This window comes from Variovorax sp. P5_A3, assembly GCF_056400665.1.
In genome coordinates this window covers 1-16,857 of the sequence record NZ_JBFUKW010000015.1, presented here as the reverse complement: position 1 = coordinate 16,857, position 16,857 = coordinate 1, and the positions used below count along the sequence as shown (strand labels likewise).

Below are 16,857 nucleotides of genomic sequence, written 5' to 3'. Positions count from 1 at the left end.
TTCCTGGCGCATGGCCCATGGCCCGCGGACTCACTCCGCCTCGATACCCGCCTGCTTGACGACCTTGCCCCACTTGGCGAGGTCGGACTTGATCAGCGCGGCGTACTCCTGCGGCGTTCCCCCCTGGACCTCGATGCCCGCAGCCTCCAGCTTGGCGCGTACGTCAGGCATTTTCAGCGCTGCATTGATCTCGGCATTGAGCTTGTCCACGATCGCCTTGGGCGTGCCGGCCGGCGCCAGGAAGCCGCCGTTCGTGTTGGCGTCGTAGCCCTTGAGCCCCTGTTCCTCCGCCGTCGGCACGTCCGGCAGGGACGATGTCCTCTTCCGTGTCGACACCGCGATGGCGCGCGCGTTGCCAGCCTTCACCTGCGACTGGATGGCGCTGACCGTGTCGATGTAGAGCGCGGTACGCCCGGCCAGCAGGTCCGGCTGGGCAGCGGAGGAGCCCTTGTACGGGACCAGCAACATCTGCACCCCGGTGGACATGCGGAACATCTCGGCCGCCATTTCCTGTGCGCTGCCGCGGCCGGAGGTCGCGACCTTGGCCTGGTCCGGATTCGCCTTCATCCAGGCCACGAACTCGGGCAGCGTCTTGGCGGGAATCTTCGGATAGATGGCAAATACCAGCGGAACCTCGTGCGTGTAGACAATGGGCTCGAAGCTCTTCTCCGGATCCCAGCCGAGGTTCCTGAAGAGGAACTTGTTGATGTTGTGGCTACCGCCCACGATGCCGATCGTGTAGCCGTCGGGCGGAGATTTGGCGAGCACGTCCGTGCCGAGGTTGTTGGACGCGCCGGGCCTGTTGTCGATGACGACCGGCTGGCCCATCGACTTCGTGAGCTTCTCCCCGACGACGCGGGCGATCGTGTCGATCGCGCCGCCCGGCGGGGCGGGCACGATGACCTTGATGGCGTGGGTCGGGTAGGCGGCCTGGGCCGAGGCAAGCGCCGGCACCATGGCCAGCGATGCCGAGACGGCAAGGATATTGAACAGGGATCTGGGTTGCATGGAAGTCTCCTCTAGTGGGTGGATCAAGTCGTCATGGGCTCTAGCCGCGCCCGACAAGGGGCATGGCGCTGGCCATGATGGTCATGTTGAGCACGTTGGCGCTCAACGGCAGCGCGGCGATATGACGCACCGCCTCAGCCACGTGATTCGCGTCCATCATGGGTTCGGGCGCGACCGTGCCGTTGGCCTGCAAGACGCCGCGCGTCATGCGCTCGGACAGTTCGGTCAATGCGTTGCCGATGTCGATCTGGCTGGCCACGATGTTGAAGGCGCGGCCGTCCAGCGCCAGGGATTTCGTCAGGCCCGACACCGCGTGCTTGCTGGCCGTATAGGGCGCGGTGAAGGGGCGCGGCGTGTGCGCCGAGACGGATCCGTTGTTGATGATGCGCCCGCCCTGCGGCGACTGGCGGCGCATCAGGCCGAAGGCCGCGCGTGCGCACAGGAACACGCCGGTCACGTTGGTGTTCAGCACGCTGAACCATTTGTCCAGGGGCAGTTCGTCCATCGGCACCGCCGGGGCGTTCACGCCGGCGTTGTTGAACAGCAGGTCCAGTCGGCCGAAGCTGCCCTCGATGGCGACGAACAGCGACTGCACGCTGTCGGGATCGGTCACGTCGGTGGGCACGGCCATGGCGGTCTGGCCACGCGCTTCGGCCTCGGCGGCCAGTGCCTGCAGGGGCTCGGCGCGACGGCCGGCGAGCACGACGGCCCAACCGTCGTTCAAAAGGCCGATGGCCACGCTGCGGCCGATGCCGCTGCCTGCGCCGGTGACCAGGGCGATCTTCCTGGAGGTGGATGCGTTCAAAGGGTGTCTCCTGATGGCTGATAGCTTTGATGTCGAACGGCTGAAACGGAAGAACTGATCGGGTCAGGACCGTCAGTTGGGACAGACCTGTGAATGCGCGTTGTCCACGGTCATGGAGAACTGGCCGATGTCTGCCACGCCACCGCTCACGACATCGCCGGGTCGCAGCGGGCCGACGCCTGCGGGTGTGCCGGTGTAGATGAGGTCGCCGCGCGCGAGCGTCACCGACCTCGACAGCATGGCCACCAGTTCGGGCACCGGCCACATGAGATCGGACAGGTCGGCGCGCTGGCGTTCGATGCCGTTGACCGTCAGCCACACGGCCCCTTTTTTCGGGTGGCCGCAAACCGCGGCCGGTACAAGGTGACTGCAGGGCGCCGAGTGGTCGAAGGCTTTCGCGGCCTCCCAGGGGCCGCCTGTGCGCTTGGCATGCTGCTGCAGGTCGCGCCGCGTGAGATCCAGTCCCGCGGCGTAGCCCCAGATGTGATGCGCTTCCACCTGTGCGGGGTCGATGTCCCGACCGCCGCGGCCGATGGCCACGACCAGTTCGATCTCATGGCAGAAGTCGTCGGTGTCCGGGGGATAAGGAAGAAAGCCCTGCGCCTGCACCACTGCGCTGGCAGGCTTCATGAACCACGCTGGCATTTCCCACGGCCTTGCCTGCGGGTCATTTCCCCACCTGTAGTTGCGGCCGATGCAGAACACGCGGCCTACGGGGAATGCGGCCGTGATGCCTGCCACCGGAAGCGTGGTCGGCACAGGCGCAGGGAATACCAGGTCTGTCATGGGCCCGCTCAAGTGGTCAGGCTCATCGCCGCGCGTTCGCCCGCCAATGCCTGGGCGAGGCTGTCGAGCACCATCTCGCCCATGGCCGTGCGCGTTTCCCAGGTGGCACTGGCGCGGTGCGCCTGGAGGGTCACGCTGTCGGACTCGCGCAGCGCCGGCGGCACGCGGGGCTCGTCGACGAAGACGTCCAAGCCCGCACCGGCAATGCGCCCGGCCGTCAGCGCCTCGGTCAGGTCGGCTTCGTTGACCAAACGGCCACGCGCCACGTTGACCAGGAAGCCGCGCGGGCCGAGGGCATCGAGCACGGCCGCGTCGACGATGCCTTCGGCCTTGTCCGCCGCCGCACACAGAACCAGCGCGTCCGAGTCTCGCGCAAGGTCCAGCAGCTTCGGCACGAACCGGTGGGCCACGTCGTCCATGGCACGCAGGTCGGTGTAGCTGATCGGGCAGCCGAAAGCGGCCGCCCGGGTCGCAACGGCGCGTCCCACCCGTCCCATTCCGACGATGCCGACGCGCATGCCGCTGAACCGTCGAGCCAGCGGAATGGCGCTCGGCTGGGGAAAGCGTTCCCACTGGCCGTCGCGCACGAAGCGGTCGCCGGCGCACAGGTTGCGGCAAGCGGCAATCAGCAAGCCGATGGCGAGATCGGCGACGTCTTCGGTCAAGGCGCCCAGTGTTGCGGTGACGGGGAGGCCACGGTCGCGGCAGTACGCCAGGTCCACGGCATCGGTACCGACGCCGTTGACGGCCACGACCTTGAGGCGAGGCAACTGTTCGAGCATCGCTCGCGAAATGCCGGTGTGCCCGCCGGTGATCACGGCTTCGATGGACCCGCCGTGCTCACGCAGCCACTCCGCCCCGTCGGCGATCTCGAAGTATTTGTGGATGGTGTAGAGCGATGCGAGCTTGTCGTTGATCGCGGGGATCAGGATCGGATTGAGTTGCAGGACCTGGGGTTTCATGGAGCGCATCGTAGTAATTGATTGATGTATTGGTCAATATTGATGTATAAAATCAATATATAAGTTATTTCTCCACCGACCATGGCTTCCTGGATTTCGATGAGCGAGGCCTGTCACCTCCTCGGGGTGCAACCTCAGACGGTTTACGCCTACGTGAGCCGCGGCAAACTGGAAGTCATGCCCGACCCCGCCGACACGCGCCGCAGCCTGTACCGCGCCGAGGATGTCGCCGGGCTCGCCAAGCGCAAGCAGGCCGGCCGCAAGCACGAGACGCTGGCTGCCAACACGCTGTTCGGGTCGGAACCCAGCATTCCGACGGCCCTTTGCGCCTTCTTTCGCGGACGCCCGTACTATCGGGGCCAGGATGCCGTGAGCCTGGCCCGCGAGGCGAGTCTGGAAGAGGTCGCCCGGCTCCTGTGGGGCGCCGAGCAGGCCGTCGACTTTTCATCCCCGACACCGTTGCGCCCGGGCGMGCCCGGGCGAGCTGCCGCATTCACGGCCCTGGCCGGCCTCGCGGCCGCCGCGCATTCGACCCGTGGACGCCTGACGCGCGTGCTCCATGCCGAGGGCCAGGGCCTGGTGGGTCAGTTGGCCGATGGGTTCGGCGCCCGGCCGGGACACCGACCGTTGCACCTGCGCTTTGCGCAAGGATGGAAGCAATCGACCCGCGTGGCCGACCTGCTGCGAACAGCCATGGTGCTGCTGGTCGACCACGAGCTCACCAGCTCGGCCTTTGTCGCGCGCATTGCAGCTTCGACGGGCGCCTCGTTGCCGGCATGCCTCCTGGCTGGCCTGACCACGCTCTCGGGCCCGCTGCACGGGGATGCCTCAGGGCGCGTCCAGGCGTTGTTCAGCGAAGTGGAACGGCTGGGCGAAGACAAGGTGGTTGCCCACTACCTATCGACCGGCTTGCCCTTGGCGGGATTCGGCCATCACCTCTATCCCGACGGCGATCCGCGCGCGGCTGCCTTGCTGGCGTTGTTCGAGCCCCCGGAGGTGATCGCGCGCTTCATCGAGAAGGTGACGAGGCTGACCGGTTTGCAGCCCAACATCGACGTGGCCCTGGCCGCCCTGGTCGCGCACCATCGACTGCCTGCCGACGCGGCCTTTGGCCTGTTCGCGACGGCGCGCAGCGTCGGGCTGCTGGCGCACAGCCTGGAACAACTGGGCGAGTCGCAAGTGATCCGCCCGCGCGGGCGCTATGTGGGGCCGGTGCCTGAAGCCGATGGGACGACGCGGCCGCTCTAGCCGCGCGTCGATGCCGTTCGATGATCCGGAAGCCGACATCGACGACCGGCTTGTCGATCGCATCGCGCGGCTGCGCTCCACGGAGGCCCCGGCGCTCCTCGCCAATGGACCTGTCACGCGGTCGCAGGTGCGGCCTTCCGCTGCATGCGCTGCGCGACCTCCCCCACCGCGGCCCTCAGTGACCGCACGGTCGGATGCTCGTCCAGTTCCTTGAGCGTGAAGAAACTCACCGGCGGCAGGTTCCAGCTCAGGCGATAAGGCAGCGCCGCACAGTACCCGCCCCGCTCCATCTCGGCCACGACGTCGCGGGACAGGATGGAAATCGCGTTCGGCTCCGTCCTGAGTACCGTCTCCATGCTGCGGATCGATGTTGTCTCCAGCATCGGGACCGGCGGTTGCACGCCGGCACCCACGAAGATCGCGTTGTAGGTCCTGCGCATGGGCGTGTTGGGCGGCGGCAGGATCCAGTCGAGCTGCGCCAGGCGCGCCCAGTCCAGCGGTCCGCGAGACAGGCGCTTCAGGCTTTTCGCGGCCACGACCAGGCAAGGCGCCTGCTCGTAGATCGCCTCCTGCACGAGCCCCGTCGCATCGCCGTCGTAGGAGCGGCCGATGGCGCAATCGAGTTCGCGCGCGATGAGTCCGGCGACGAGTTCGTCCGTCGTGCCTTCGCGCGTCATCACTGCCAGACGCGGGCTTCGATCGAGCAGGTGCGTGAGCGCCGCCGACAGCAGCTGTTGCGGCACCTGCTGCGTCAGTCCCAGGCGCAGCCGCCCGCTGTGGCCCGCCTCCAGTGACGTGAGGACGCGCGAGGTGGCCTCCAACTCCGCGAGCCAGCGCCGCGCGTAGCGCAGCACGGCATCTCCGGAAGGGGTGGGCACCAAGCCGCGGCTCGTGCGCTCGAAGAGCCGGCTGCCGAAGATGTCTTCCGCTTCGCGCAAGGCCTTGGTGATGGCCGGCTGGCTCAGTCGCATCTCGGCGGCCACGCGGCCGAGCGTGCGATGCCGATCGATGGCCTGCAGAAGCGACAACTGCCGCAGCTTCAGGCGGGAAAGCAGCGCGTGCTGCAGATCGGCGGCGGGGTCGCGAGCGTTCGGCATGGCCATGACGCGCAGGTTATCAGGCCATCGGATCGCCATCGCGTTTCGGCTGCGGGCCGCGGCGACTAGACCCAAAGCATTCATCCCGACGACAGCGTCTCCGAAACTTGCGCTGTTACTCGAAAACGTGATGCGCGGCAGCGACGATTCAGTTGGCGGTAGAGGGACCGCGCCACACAATTCAATCTGGAATTCAACCTGGTCCAAGGAGACCGACAACATGGACGACCAGTTACCCGTTCACATCCATGACCTCTTGCTGCTTGCGGCCTCGGCATGGGAAGGTAACCATCGCGCGCCCGGCGAACTGCGCGAAGCCGGCCGGCAAATACTCGTCGAGGGTGGCCCCAAGGCGCTGGCGGAGACCGCGTTGCTCGCCTTGCACTGCCAATCGAAGATGGATGGGTCGTTGAAGCGCTCGATGGGCGTGCTGCGTGGCCGCAACCTCGTCGCGTACATGGCGAGCTGTTGGAACGACCTGCCGTCGTGGAAGATGAACCACGATCCCGCACTGATGCCGCTGAAGGCCGCCGCGCCCGAGGCGGCACAACTGGTGCGGCTCATGCGCCAACTGCAGGCTTTCGCAACGCCCGATCAGTTCGGCGGCAATCCGGTGCGAGGCTACTCGGCAGCGCGTCTGTAGCGGTTTCCGTTGTTCAGCCAGCGGGCGGCGGCGCAGGCTCGCTCCAGAGCTTCCCGCCGGTCGCCCAGTCATGCTTCGCGATGTCGTAGAACAGGATGTCGACGGCTTCGGGTGATCCGCCCAGCGTGCTTACCGTGGCCTCGGTCAGGGCCTGCGCGAGAGCGCGCTTCTGCTCGATCGTGCGACCTTCGAACAGTTCGACGCGGATGGTGGGCATGTGATTCTCCGGATGAAAAATTGATCGGTCAGTCCCGATAGCCGGGTGCGACACGGTCGAGCCGCCGCAGCAGGGCCGGCCATTCCACGTCGCCATCCCATTCGCTGCCGTCGCCGACCCATTCGCCATGGGTGCGTTGAGCGAGTTCGTCGCCGACCACGCGCACCGCGCCGCCGGTGGCCGCCATGGCGCGCAGTTGTGCCTGCGCCGCGCGTTCGAGCAGATGCATCAGCATCCAGGCTTCGGCCACGGTGCGGCCCACGACCAGCGCGCCGTGGTTGTCGAGGATCAGGCCGTCGAGCGCACCGAGGTCGGCAACAAGCCGCTGCTGCTCATCGCCTCCGAGCGCCAGCCCTTCGTAGGCATGGCGGCCGAGCCGACGGTGCAGGCGCATCGCGTATTGCGAGGTCGGCTGCAGACCGTTCGGCAGCATCGACAAGGCCACGCCCCAGGGGGTGTGCAGGTGGATCACGCATTCGACCTCGGGTCGCGCGCCGTGCACCGCGCCATGGATCGCGAAGCCGCTCGGGTTCACGCGGGCGCCGGAACCATCGACCACCTCGCCGCGCACGTTGACTTTCACCAGACGCGATGCGGTGATCTCGTCGAAGGTCGCGCCGAACGGGTTCAGCAGGTAGTGGCCCGGCTCACCGGGAACGCTGGCCGACAGATGGGTGTAGACGGTGTCATCCCAGCCGTTCTGTGCGGCCATGCGGTAGGCCGCCGCGAGGTCGACACGGACCTCGTGTTCGGTGCGGGCCGGGCGCTGGTCGTTCCTGCGGGGCTGGTTCATGCCCGCAACTCTAGCGCGTCAACCTCCGGCGTTCAGCACACCTTCGAAGAACACCCGCACCGACTGCATGCAATACGCCGGTACCAGTTGGGCGTGGTAGGCGGAGGCCACGGCCTGGTCCTTGGCGGCATCGGTTCCGGCGGCGTCGGCCAATGCGGGGACAATTTGCGCCAGCCTCAACCAATGACCGACTCATGAACAGCATCTGGATCGACACCGACATGGGCTTCGACGACCTCGCGGCGGTGTTGACAGTCACGCACACGCCGCCCTGGCGCGTCGACGGCATGTCGTTGGTCGCGGGCAACGCCCCGCTCGACGTGGTCATCGACAACGCATTGCGCTCGGCCGCCTTCTTCGACTGGGACTTCCCGATCCACGCGGGCAGCGACAAGCCGATCGCCAGCGAGTTGGTCACGTCGCAGAACATCCTGGGTGCGGATGCCATGGCCTCGGCGGGTCGCGGCCTTCCCAGGGTGCGCGCGGCGCTGGCCCCGGGCCATGCGTCGGCTGCGCTCATCGACTATCTCGCGGCCCGCGAGCGAGCCACGGTGCTCGCACTGGGGCCGCTCACCAATATCGCCATCGTGCTGCAGACCCGCCCCGACCTTGCAGGTCGCATCGGCCAGCTCGTTTGGATGGGCGGCAGCGCAGGACCGGGCAATCACACAGCGGCGGCCGAATTCAATGCCGCGGTCGACCCCGAAGCGATCAACGTCGTGCTCGACGCGGGTGTGGCGATCCGCATGGTCGGACTCGACGCCTGCCGGCAGGTGCGCGTCCATGCAAGCGATGCCGAAGCGCTTCGTGCGCTCGGCTCCGACAAGGCGCAAGTGCTGGCCGACCTTCTGCTCGGCTACGTGCGCATCGCGAGTCCGTCGGGTGCGTTGCCGATGTCGCTCTATGACCCGACGGCTGCTGCCGCACTGGTGGCGCCCGAAGGAATGAGCTTCAGGCCGGCGCACGTGGTGGCCGAATGCAAGGGAGAACACACGCGCGGCATGACAGTGGTCGAGTGGCGGGTGCCGAAGCGCGCCGAGGCCAACGCGCACGTGGCCTCCGTGGCCGACGAGGCCCTGTTGCGGCGCGTGGTTCTCGACGCGCTGGCGCGCGCCGCAGGCTGATCAGTCGCGCAGCACCCAGCCGTCCGGCACGGCCTTCAGCAAGGGACTGTCGAACACGCCGACGACCCGTGCCGCGCGTTCGGCGCCAAGCAGTTCGACCCAGCGCCGGCCCTGCAGCATCGCGACGCCGCAGGCGACCACGTCGCCGCCGAGTGATTCGACCAAGTCCCATGCCGCGCGCAGCGTGGTACCCGTGCTGATCGCATCGTCGACCAGCGCGAGGCGCTTGCCGTCGAGCAGCGGGCGGAGATGGGGGTCCAGGTAGATGCGCTTGCCCGGCGTCGGCGAGGTGATCGAATGCACCGGCGCGGAGAGCGCCTCGTCGTACCAGAACTTGCGCGAATAGCCCATCGGCACATAGCGGGCGTGGCCCAGTTCACGCGCGACCACTGGAGCCAATGCGAGCCCCAGCGTGGGCAATCCGATCACCAGCCCGGGCGCCCTGGCCGACAGGCGCTGCGCGAGCATGGCTCCCAGGGTGTCGACCACGTCGAGCGACGCGTGATTGACCAGCAGCGAAGCCACGGCATGCGATGGCTCGCTCGCCATCTGCCGTATCGGCAACATGAGCACGCGGCCGTCTGGCAAGCGCGCCGGGTAGCCGAACTGCCACGGCGCTTCCGGCCGGGCGATCGCTTCGGCCGCGACGATGCGTTGCCAGTGGTCCGTGGTGGCTTCGGTGAAATGACGGGTCATCGTTGGCTCATTGCGGTTCGAGCTGGCGCGAAGGATCGGGCACGGGCGTGGCGGCCAGCAGCCGCTGGGTGTAGGGATCGCGCGGGGCGTTCAGCACGGCATCCGCATCGCCGCTTTCGACCACGCGGCCCCGGTGCATCACCATCACTCGATCGGCCATGGCCCGCACCACGCCCAGGTCATGCGTGATGAAGAGATAGGAGAGCTTTCGTTGCCGCTGCAGGTCGAACATCAGCTTGAGAATCTGAGCGCGCACCGAGACGTCGAGTGCAGACACCGGCTCGTCGGCAATGATCAGCGAAGGGTTCGACGCCAGCGCGCGTGCGATGCCCACGCGCTGGCGCTGGCCGCCGGAGAGTTCGTGCGGAAGCCGATCGCGAAAGTGCGCGGCCGGCAGCCCGACCTGGTCGAGCAACGCGTCGACTTCGGCCGCCGCCGCGCGTCGGTCGAGCCCGCGGTGATACGTCAACGGAAGTGCAACGCTCTGGCCGATGGTGCGGCGCGGGTTCAGCGAGCCACCGGTGTCCTGGAAGACCACTTGCACTTCGCGCCGGAAACTGCGCGCCGCCTCGCCAGACCGCGTCGCGATGTCCATGCCCTTGTAGAGGATGGTGCCGTCGCTCGGCGCCGTCAGCCCCAGCAGCATGCGGCCGAGCGTAGTCTTGCCGCTGCCGCTTTCGCCGACGAGCGCCAGCACTTCGCCGGCATGGATCGACAGGGACACGCGATCCACCGCGCGCAGCATCTCCCGGGCGCGGAACAGCCCGCCGCTCGCGCGCACGGGAAAGAGATGACTCAGGTCGCGGGCTTCGAGCAGTGGCGAGGTCAGGGCCGCGTTCATGGTGACGTGGCCTCATGACGCTGCCAAGCGTCGGCGGAGATCGATTCGTCGCTCAGATGGCAGCGGTCTGCGCCCGCTCCAAGGGCCCGCAGCGCGGGTGCGCTGATGTCGCAGAGGCCGCCGCGCGCGATCGGGCAGCGCGGATGAAAGCGGCAGCCTTCCGGCCAATGGCCCGCGATAGGCACGCTGCCCGGAATCGAGAACAGCGAATGCGCCCGCGACCGGGGGCTCAGGATGCTCCCCAGCAGTCCCTGCGTGTAGGGGTGACGCGGCGCCGCGAAGAGCGCTGCGACCTCGTTCGACTCGACCACCTGGCCCGCATACATCACGTTGACCCGCTGGCAGGTCTCGGCCACCACCGCGAGGTCGTGGGTGATCAGCAGGATGCCGAGATCGAGTTCCTTGCGAAGCCGCATCAGCAGTCGCAGGATGCCCGCTTGGACGGTCACATCGAGGGCCGTCGTCGGCTCGTCGGCGATCAGCAGCGCGGGCCGCATCGCGAGCGCCGTCGCGATGAGTATGCGCTGGCGCATGCCGCCGGAGAGCTCGTGCGGATACTGGCGCGCGACCCGTGCCGCGTTGGGCAATTCCATCATGTCGAGCAGCTCGAGCACGCGCGCCTGAAGCCCTTCGGTACGCCCGTGCGCGCGCAGCGGCTCGGCGATCTGTCGGCCGACCGGCATCAGCGGGTCGAGGTAGCTCGTCGGATCCTGAAAGACCATGCCCATGCGCGCGCCTCGCACCGCACGCAATTCTGCTGGCCCCGACTGCGCCAGGTCGCGGCCTTCGAGGAGGATCTGCCCCGCGGCCACCTCCGCCAAGGGCGAGGGAAAGAGGTTCATGATCGCGAAGGCCGTCATCGACTTGCCCGACCCCGATTCGCCGACAAGGCCCACCGCTTCGCCGCGGCGCACCGTGAGCGAAAGATCGTTCACCACCCGAAGCGCCGCCGCGCCCTTGCGGATGTCGACCGACAGGCCGCGCAGTTCGAGCAGAGGACTGGCATCGCTCATTTCGACCCCCTGGGGTTCAGTGCGTCATTCAAGGCATCGCCGACGACATTGAACGACAGCACCGTGAGTGCGATCGCAAGCCCGGGAAACGCCGACATCCACCAGGCACTGCGCAGATACTGCTGCGCGTCGTTGAGCATCGCGCCCCACGACACATGATTGGGGTCGCCCAGTCCGAAGAAGCTCAGGCTGGCCTCGATCAGGATCGCCATTGCGATGTCGAGCGACCCGAGGACGATGATGGGCGCCGCGACATTGGGCAATATCTCCCGCACGATGATCGCGCCGTGGCCCATGCCCGCCACGCGCGCAGCGTCGACGAACTGCGATTGCGCGAGCGTGGCGACCGAGGCGCGCACCACGCGCGCGAGCTGCGGCCACGAGAGCGCGGCGATCACCACGATCATCTTGAACACGCTGGTGCCGAACAGCGCGATCACGATCAGCGCCACCACGAAGCGCGGCAGCGTCTGGAAGAACTCGGCGATGCGCATCAGCAGCGCGTCGAGCCAGCCGCCGAAGTAGCCCGACAGCGCGCCGACGATCACGCCGACGACGACCGCGCACAGCGCGCTCATGACGCCGACCGTGAGCGAAATGCGCGTACCGAAGATGACGCGCGCCCAGATGTCGCGGCCCAGGTCGTCGGTGCCGAGCCAGTGGCCGGTCGAGAGCGGTTCGAGCAGCGCGCTGTCGCCGCCGCCGAGCGGGTCGTAGGCAGTGACCCACGGCGCGAAGACTGCCAGCGCGAAGAGCAACGCGAGGAAGGTCAGCGCGAGCAGCGTCGTCGGCCGTCGCAGCAGGCGTCGCCAGCTCATGCACGTTCGATCCGAGGATCGATCAATCGGTGAATGATGTCGGTGACCAGGTTCGCGATCACCACCGTGACGGACACCATCAGCAGGATGGCCAGCATCACCGGATAGTCGCGCTTCGAGATCGATTCATAGAGCAGCCGCCCGATGCCAGGCCATGCGAACACCGCCTCGATCAGCGCCGACCCCGCGAGCACGAAGCCGACGTTGTAGCCGATGACGGTCAGCACCGGCGCTGCTGCGTTGCGCAGCGCGTGCACCACGACGACGGTCCACTCGGAAGCGCCGCGCGATCGCGAAGCCAGGATGAAGTCCGCGTTCATCACCTCCAGCATCGCAGCGCGCGTGATGCGCGTGATCAGCGTGAGGTAGCGCAGCGACAGCGCGAAAGCCGGCAGCACCAGGTAGGACAGGTGCTGCACGAAGCCGTCGAAGCCGGGCAGCGTGCCGCGCACGGGATTGTTGCCTTGCGAAGGAAGCCATCCCAGCCAGATCGCGAACACGAGAATCAGCAGTTGGCCGAGCCAGAAGTCCGGAATCGAATAGCCGGCGGACGAGACGCCCTGGATCGCCGAGTCGACCAGCCCACGACCCCCGTGTGCGGCCGAACGGGCGGCGATGACGCCAAACACGATCCCCAGCGCGCTGGCGAAGGCGAGCGCACTCATGGTGAGTTCCAGCGTGGCGCCCAGCCTGTCGAGGATCAGCGTCGCCACCGGCTGCTGGTTGGCGAACGAATAGCCGAAGTCGCCCTGCACCACTTTGCCCAGATAGCGCAGGAGCTGGATCCACACCGGCTGGTCGAGCCCGAACTCGCGGCGCATCTGGTCCAGGTATTCGGGAGGTGCGGGAAAGTCGCCCACGAGCAGCGTGATCGGGTCGCCCGGCGTGAACGCGATCAGCAGGAAGTTGAGCACCACCACCGCGAGCAGCAGCGGGATCGCATGCAGCAGGCGCCGCAAGATGAAGGAGGACATCAGGCCGGGCCGGCTAGTCTTGACGTCTCACGCCGGCCCATTGGTCGCGCGCATCGAGCGCCGGGAAAACGCCGGTGAGCTTCCTGCTCGCCGTGTCGACCGTCTCCTCGTCGAACAGCACCAGCGTCGGCAGGTCCTCGTTGAGGATCACCTGCAGTTCCTTGTAGAGCTTGGCGCGAAGGTCGCGATCGGTGGCCGTGGCGGCGCGACTCAGCAGATCGTCGACCTTTGGGTTCGAATAGCCGCTGGCATTGGTGTTGGGCGCGGTGCCGGTATAGGTGTTGTAGAGGCGCGTGTAGCCGATGGCCGGATCGCCTGCCGAGAAGTACGAGCCCAGCATCATGTCGTAGTCGCGCTTGGCGAACACGCGCTCGTAGTACACCGAGCGCTCCAGCGGCTCGAGCTTCACTTCGAGGCCGATTTGCCGGAGGTTGTCCTGGATGATCTGCGACTGCGCGCGCATCTGGGCGCGGCTTGCGTCGAAGGGCATGCGCACCGTCGTGCTGCCGGGCTTGGCGCCGGCCTTTTCGAAGAGGGCCTTGGCGCGCGCCGGATCGAGCGGGTACTTCTTCGCGTAGCTCACGTCTTCGTCGAGTAGCCACTTGAAGCCGTCGCCGAAGGCACCCGCGCCCGGCCGTGCGATGCCGTTCATGGCCTGCTTGACAAGTCGTTGCCGATCGATCGCCAGGGCTGCCGCATGGCGCGCTTCCAGCTTCGAGAACAGGGGCGACTGCGTGTTGAACATCAGGAAGTAGACCGCCGGGATGTTCACGCCGCGGCGCGGCGCCAGGTTCTTGTCGGCGAGGATGCGCGGGACTTCGGGCTTCGGGGTGTAGAAGTCGAGCAGTTCGTCGATCTCGCCGGTCTGCAATGCGGGCACACGGTTGGCCGCTTGCGGAATCACCTGGAAGATGATCGATTCGAGATAGGGCTTGTCGCCGTCCCAGTACTGGTCGTTGCGCACGAGCTTGATGCTGGCCCCTCGCTTCCATTCGCCGAACTTGAAAGGGCCGGTGCCCACCGGCTTCTGGTTGGCGGGGTTGGTGCCGATGTTGCTGCCTTCGTAAAGGTGGCGTGGCAGCATCGGTGCGTCGAACACCGTCATCTGCGAAAGAAAAGGCGCGTAGGGCTTCTGCAACCGGATCACCACGGTCTGGGGGTCAGGCGTGTCGACCTCGATGCCGAGGTTCTTGAACACGGGAGCCGCGCGCGGATGCAGCTTGCCCACGACTTCGGTCAATGTGAACTTGACGTCGGCGCTCGTGAAGTCCTTGCCGTCATGCCACTTCACGCCCTTGCGCAGCGTGAAGCGGTAGGTCTTGCCGTCGGGCGAGATCGTCCACGCGGTGGCGAGCGAGGGCTTGGGGTTGTACTGCGGGTCGAGCCACACCAGGCCTTCGAGGATCTTGGCCGAGACGTCGCCGGCCGCGAAGTCGGTGGTCGTGCCGAGGTTCAGCGTCGGCGGATCGGCGTCGATCGCGAGCACGGCCGTGCCCTTCCCGGTGGCCGCACGGCCATGGCGCGTGGTGGCGACGCCGCCGGCCACGGCAAGTGCGCCGAGGGTCAACTGGCGTCGCGTCAGGAAGGGGGGCGTAGGGTTCTGGTAGTAGTGGGTCATCGTCGCAAGGGAGGCCTGCAGGAGCAGCCGCTTCGAGAAGCAATATCGAGGCCACGGCGGCGGTCCACATTATTGGCGTGGAAAATGCGACCGCAGCGATGGAAGGCAGTGCTCCGATGATTTCAGTTCCCATTCACCCCGGCATCCGGGATTCGACCGAGGAGATGGTCGGCCTGCGGCGGCAGATTCACGCAAACCCGGAGCTCGGCTACGAGGAGTTCCAGACCGGCGACCTGGTGGCCGAGCGCCTGGCACGATGGGGTTACGCGGTCCATCGCGGACTCGGCGGCACCGGTGTGGTCGGCACGCTCAAGGTCGGTGACGGCGCCAGAAGATTGGGACTGCGTGCCGACATGGATGCGCTGCCGATGACCGAAACCACCGGCCTGTCCTGGGCCAGCCGCAAGCCCGGCGCCATGCATGCCTGCGGCCACGACGGCCACACGGCCACGCTGCTCGCCGCGGCGCAGTTGCTGGCGGCCACGAAGTCCTTCGACGGCACGCTCAATGTCATTTTCCAGCCGGCCGAGGAAGGCTTGATGGGCGCGAAGAGGATGGTCGACGACGGCCTTTTCGACCGTTTTCCGTGCGATTCGGTCTATGCCTTTCACAACGAGCCCGGCTTTCCGGCGGGGCGGTTCGGCTTCCTGCCGGGCGTGATCTACAGCTCGTCGGACACAGCGGTCGTCACCATCGAAGGCAGGGGTGGCCACGGCGCGATGCCACACACGACGGTCGATCCGATCATGGTCGCGGCGCATTTGATCCTTGCGCTGCAGACCCTGGTGTCGCGCGAGGTCGACCCCAACGACATGGCGGTCGTCACGGTGGGCGCGATGAGCGCCGGCAAGGCGCCCAACGTGATTCCCACCAGTGCCGAACTCAAGCTGTCGATCCGCGCGCGAAAGCCGGAAGTCCGCGCATTCCTGCGCGACCGCATCATCGCCATGGCCCAGGGCCAGGCCGCCGTGCACGGCGCCAGCGCGACGGTGGACTACCAGTGGAAGATGCCGCCCTGCGTGAACGACGAGACCGCCACCGCGTTCGCGCGCCAGGTCGCCGTCGAAGCGATGGGTGAAAACGCCTTGATCCCCGACATGGCCCCGCTGCAGGCCAGCGACGACTTCGCGTTCATGCTGAACGCCGTGCCGGGCAGCTACTTCATCGTCGGCAATGGCGACGGCAAGCCGGGAAGCGGTCCGGGCTGCATGGTGCACAACACCGGCTACGACTTCAACGACGAGATCCTTCCCAGCACCGCGAGCTACTGGATTGCGCTCGTGCAGGCCTATTTGCGCTGAGAAGAGGAACCCATGACCGAACCAACACCGCAGAACGACGAATACGCATCGCTTCACGACGAAGCGACGCGATGCATGGCGGAACTGGCCCTGCTCGAGCGCGCGTGCTTCGTCGGCGCTACCGCCGTGCTCGCCTGGCTGGCGACCCACGCGGAGATCCTGGCGGGCTATGCCGGCCTGGCGTGGCTGCTCCCCGTCGCCATCGCCGCGTACGGCAGCCTGAAGGGGCTGGCCATCCGCAGGCACATCTCGGTGCTCGGGGTCTACCTCAAGGAACTGGAGGGCCAGCCCGCAGACGGACGGTGGGAGAAGCACTTCGCACGCCGGTGGGCCGCGCGCCGCTGGCCTTCGGTGATCGCGTGGCTGTTGTTTGTAGGCATGACGGCGGTCGGGAGCGCCCTGGGATTCGTGCAGTTCCGCTCGGAGTGCCCCGGCCCGCTCGTGAACGCCTGCGTACAGGACGACAGCGATGATGGTCAGGATCGCGAGGAGGGCCTGAAGCAGGGCACGGTCCTGAGAGCCGGGATCGCGTCACCCGGAACGGCCGGCGGCCATCATCTGACGACCGAGTCCGCACGTTCCACGAGATCCCTGGGCACCGTGACGCCCAATGCCCTCGCCGTTCCGGCGGCGCAAGGCGCCAAACGCAAGGCCGGCCAGGCAGCAAGGAGGGCAACGCCGGCGGCATGACCGGCGCGCGCTGCTCAGCCGCTTCGGCCTCCGGCCTACGCGTCCGAGCAGCGCATCAAAGGAGGCCCCCGGGGTGGGGGTGCGGCAGAAATCTTGGACTACCTCTGGAGGTAGTTCATGTATTCATACGACGACCGCATTCGGGCGGTCAAGCTCTACATCAAACTGGGGAAGCGAATCGGGGCGACCATTCGCCAGTTGGGCTACCCGACGAAGAACTCTC

The 16,857-nt window shown here is 67.2% G+C and carries 19 protein-coding genes; 5 read left to right on the top strand and 14 right to left on the bottom strand.

The window, feature by feature from the left end; genetic code table 11:
• Nucleotides 1-30: 30 nt before the first annotated feature.
• The 4 genes from AC1D3B_RS22090 to AC1D3B_RS22075 form a co-directional block, all read right to left on the bottom strand.
• The gene (locus AC1D3B_RS22090) at nucleotides 31-1,008 is read right to left on the bottom strand and encodes a Bug family tripartite tricarboxylate transporter substrate binding protein (protein ID WP_478192816.1); all 978 of its coding nucleotides are present in this window, start codon (nucleotides 1,006-1,008) and stop codon (nucleotides 31-33) included.
• Nucleotides 1,009-1,048: 40 nt separating this feature from the next.
• Nucleotides 1,049-1,813, bottom strand: coding sequence for an SDR family oxidoreductase (locus AC1D3B_RS22085; protein WP_478192815.1), 765 nt, complete (start codon nucleotides 1,811-1,813; stop codon nucleotides 1,049-1,051).
• 72 nt (nucleotides 1,814-1,885) lie between these two features.
• Nucleotides 1,886-2,599: a fumarylacetoacetate hydrolase family protein gene (locus AC1D3B_RS22080; RefSeq protein WP_478192814.1), complete on the bottom strand. Its 714-nt coding sequence runs from the start codon at nucleotides 2,597-2,599 to the stop codon at nucleotides 1,886-1,888.
• An 8-nt stretch (nucleotides 2,600-2,607) separates the two neighbouring features.
• Nucleotides 2,608-3,561 (bottom strand): 2-hydroxyacid dehydrogenase, encoded by a 954-nt coding sequence (locus tag AC1D3B_RS22075; protein WP_478192813.1) that lies wholly within the window; start codon nucleotides 3,559-3,561, stop codon nucleotides 2,608-2,610.
• 81 nt (nucleotides 3,562-3,642) lie between these two features.
• Between AC1D3B_RS22075 and AC1D3B_RS22070 the strand changes: the two genes are divergently transcribed.
• Nucleotides 3,643-4,809: a citrate synthase gene (locus AC1D3B_RS22070; protein ID WP_478192812.1), complete on the top strand. Its 1,167-nt coding sequence runs from the start codon at nucleotides 3,643-3,645 to the stop codon at nucleotides 4,807-4,809.
• Nucleotides 4,810-4,922: 113 nt separating this feature from the next.
• On the opposite strand, the gene AC1D3B_RS22065 is transcribed toward AC1D3B_RS22070, so the two are convergent.
• The gene (locus AC1D3B_RS22065) at nucleotides 4,923-5,945 is read right to left on the bottom strand and encodes a LysR family transcriptional regulator (RefSeq protein ID WP_478192811.1); all 1,023 of its coding nucleotides are present in this window, start codon (nucleotides 5,943-5,945) and stop codon (nucleotides 4,923-4,925) included.
• Nucleotides 5,946-6,126: 181 nt separating this feature from the next.
• Here AC1D3B_RS22065 and AC1D3B_RS22060 point away from each other — a divergent pair, with 181 nt between their 5' ends.
• Entirely contained in the window at nucleotides 6,127-6,549 is a 423-nt protein-coding gene (locus AC1D3B_RS22060; protein WP_478192810.1) for a hypothetical protein, read from the top strand.
• A 13-nt stretch (nucleotides 6,550-6,562) separates the two neighbouring features.
• Here AC1D3B_RS22060 and AC1D3B_RS22055 read toward each other — a convergent pair whose 3' ends face one another.
• From AC1D3B_RS22055 to AC1D3B_RS22045, 3 genes are read right to left on the bottom strand one after another with little or no spacing between them, the layout of a single operon-like run.
• Nucleotides 6,563-6,766, bottom strand: a complete 204-nt coding sequence (locus tag AC1D3B_RS22055; RefSeq protein ID WP_478192809.1) for a 4-oxalocrotonate tautomerase — start codon at nucleotides 6,764-6,766, stop codon at nucleotides 6,563-6,565.
• Nucleotides 6,767-6,794: 28 nt separating this feature from the next.
• Nucleotides 6,795-7,559, bottom strand: coding sequence for a class II aldolase/adducin family protein (locus tag AC1D3B_RS22050; protein ID WP_478192808.1), 765 nt, complete (start codon nucleotides 7,557-7,559; stop codon nucleotides 6,795-6,797).
• Nucleotides 7,560-7,577: 18 nt separating this feature from the next.
• A complete protein-coding gene (locus AC1D3B_RS22045; protein ID WP_478192807.1) occupies nucleotides 7,578-7,739 on the bottom strand; it encodes a hypothetical protein in 162 nt (53 codons plus the stop codon).
• 14 nt (nucleotides 7,740-7,753) lie between these two features.
• Between AC1D3B_RS22045 and AC1D3B_RS22040 the strand changes: the two genes are divergently transcribed.
• Nucleotides 7,754-8,683 (top strand): nucleoside hydrolase, encoded by a 930-nt coding sequence (locus AC1D3B_RS22040; RefSeq protein WP_478192806.1) that lies wholly within the window; start codon nucleotides 7,754-7,756, stop codon nucleotides 8,681-8,683.
• Here the strand turns inward: AC1D3B_RS22040 and AC1D3B_RS22035 are convergent, their stop codons facing one another.
• Genes AC1D3B_RS22035 through AC1D3B_RS22010 form a run of 6 tightly spaced genes read right to left on the bottom strand, consistent with a single transcriptional unit; the run spans nucleotide 8,684 to nucleotide 14,643 of the window.
• Complete coding sequence (locus AC1D3B_RS22035; RefSeq protein ID WP_478192805.1) at nucleotides 8,684-9,379, bottom strand: phosphoribosyltransferase; 696 nt, start codon at nucleotides 9,377-9,379, stop codon at nucleotides 8,684-8,686.
• Nucleotides 9,380-9,386: 7 nt separating this feature from the next.
• Nucleotides 9,387-10,220: an ATP-binding cassette domain-containing protein gene (locus AC1D3B_RS22030; protein ID WP_478192804.1), complete on the bottom strand. Its 834-nt coding sequence runs from the start codon at nucleotides 10,218-10,220 to the stop codon at nucleotides 9,387-9,389.
• Nucleotides 10,217-11,233, bottom strand: a complete 1,017-nt coding sequence (locus AC1D3B_RS22025; protein WP_478192803.1) for an ABC transporter ATP-binding protein — start codon at nucleotides 11,231-11,233, stop codon at nucleotides 10,217-10,219. The genes AC1D3B_RS22030 and AC1D3B_RS22025 overlap by 4 nt, the downstream gene beginning before the upstream one ends.
• Entirely contained in the window at nucleotides 11,230-12,051 is an 822-nt protein-coding gene (locus AC1D3B_RS22020; protein WP_478192802.1) for an ABC transporter permease, read from the bottom strand. The genes AC1D3B_RS22025 and AC1D3B_RS22020 overlap by 4 nt, the downstream gene beginning before the upstream one ends.
• Entirely contained in the window at nucleotides 12,048-13,025 is a 978-nt protein-coding gene (locus tag AC1D3B_RS22015; RefSeq protein ID WP_478192801.1) for an ABC transporter permease, read from the bottom strand. The genes AC1D3B_RS22020 and AC1D3B_RS22015 overlap by 4 nt, the downstream gene beginning before the upstream one ends.
• A gap of 13 nt (nucleotides 13,026-13,038) precedes the next feature.
• The gene (locus AC1D3B_RS22010) at nucleotides 13,039-14,643 is read right to left on the bottom strand and encodes an ABC transporter substrate-binding protein (protein WP_478192800.1); all 1,605 of its coding nucleotides are present in this window, start codon (nucleotides 14,641-14,643) and stop codon (nucleotides 13,039-13,041) included.
• Between the two features lie 116 nt (nucleotides 14,644-14,759).
• On the opposite strand from AC1D3B_RS22010, the gene AC1D3B_RS22005 reads away from it, so the two are divergent.
• Both AC1D3B_RS22005 and AC1D3B_RS22000 read left to right on the top strand, forming a co-directional pair.
• Nucleotides 14,760-15,944, top strand: a complete 1,185-nt coding sequence (locus tag AC1D3B_RS22005; RefSeq protein ID WP_478192799.1) for a M20 aminoacylase family protein — start codon at nucleotides 14,760-14,762, stop codon at nucleotides 15,942-15,944.
• A 12-nt stretch (nucleotides 15,945-15,956) separates the two neighbouring features.
• Entirely contained in the window at nucleotides 15,957-16,634 is a 678-nt protein-coding gene (locus AC1D3B_RS22000) for a hypothetical protein (protein WP_478192798.1), read from the top strand.
• Nucleotides 16,635-16,857: the final 223 nt, after the last annotated feature.

What these genes read in the sequence shown, in the direction of transcription:
- AC1D3B_RS22090 (WP_478192816.1), bottom strand. Translation starts at nt 1,008, where the DNA reads ATGCAACCCAGATCCCTGTTCAATATCCTTGCCGTCTCGGCATCGCTG.
- AC1D3B_RS22080 (WP_478192814.1), bottom strand. Translation starts at nt 2,599, where the DNA reads ATGACAGACCTGGTATTCCCTGCGCCTGTGCCGACCACGCTTCCGGTG.
- AC1D3B_RS22075 (WP_478192813.1), bottom strand. Translation starts at nt 3,561, where the DNA reads ATGAAACCCCAGGTCCTGCAACTCAATCCGATCCTGATCCCCGCGATC.
- AC1D3B_RS22065 (WP_478192811.1), bottom strand. Translation starts at nt 5,945, where the DNA reads ATGGCGATCCGATGGCCTGATAACCTGCGCGTCATGGCCATGCCGAAC.
- AC1D3B_RS22060 (WP_478192810.1), top strand. Translation starts at nt 6,127, where the DNA reads ATGGACGACCAGTTACCCGTTCACATCCATGACCTCTTGCTGCTTGCG.
- AC1D3B_RS22055 (WP_478192809.1), bottom strand. Translation starts at nt 6,766, where the DNA reads ATGCCCACCATCCGCGTCGAACTGTTCGAAGGTCGCACGATCGAGCAG.
- AC1D3B_RS22050 (WP_478192808.1), bottom strand. Translation starts at nt 7,559, where the DNA reads ATGAACCAGCCCCGCAGGAACGACCAGCGCCCGGCCCGCACCGAACAC.
- AC1D3B_RS22040 (WP_478192806.1), top strand. Translation starts at nt 7,754, where the DNA reads ATGAACAGCATCTGGATCGACACCGACATGGGCTTCGACGACCTCGCG.
- AC1D3B_RS22035 (WP_478192805.1), bottom strand. Translation starts at nt 9,379, where the DNA reads ATGACCCGTCATTTCACCGAAGCCACCACGGACCACTGGCAACGCATC.
- AC1D3B_RS22030 (WP_478192804.1), bottom strand. Translation starts at nt 10,220, where the DNA reads ATGAACGCGGCCCTGACCTCGCCACTGCTCGAAGCCCGCGACCTGAGT.
- AC1D3B_RS22025 (WP_478192803.1), bottom strand. Translation starts at nt 11,233, where the DNA reads ATGAGCGATGCCAGTCCTCTGCTCGAACTGCGCGGCCTGTCGGTCGAC.
- AC1D3B_RS22020 (WP_478192802.1), bottom strand. Translation starts at nt 12,051, where the DNA reads ATGAGCTGGCGACGCCTGCTGCGACGGCCGACGACGCTGCTCGCGCTG.
- AC1D3B_RS22015 (WP_478192801.1), bottom strand. Translation starts at nt 13,025, where the DNA reads ATGTCCTCCTTCATCTTGCGGCGCCTGCTGCATGCGATCCCGCTGCTG.
- AC1D3B_RS22010 (WP_478192800.1), bottom strand. Translation starts at nt 14,643, where the DNA reads ATGACCCACTACTACCAGAACCCTACGCCCCCCTTCCTGACGCGACGC.
- AC1D3B_RS22005 (WP_478192799.1), top strand. Translation starts at nt 14,760, where the DNA reads ATGATTTCAGTTCCCATTCACCCCGGCATCCGGGATTCGACCGAGGAG.
- AC1D3B_RS22000 (WP_478192798.1), top strand. Translation starts at nt 15,957, where the DNA reads ATGACCGAACCAACACCGCAGAACGACGAATACGCATCGCTTCACGAC.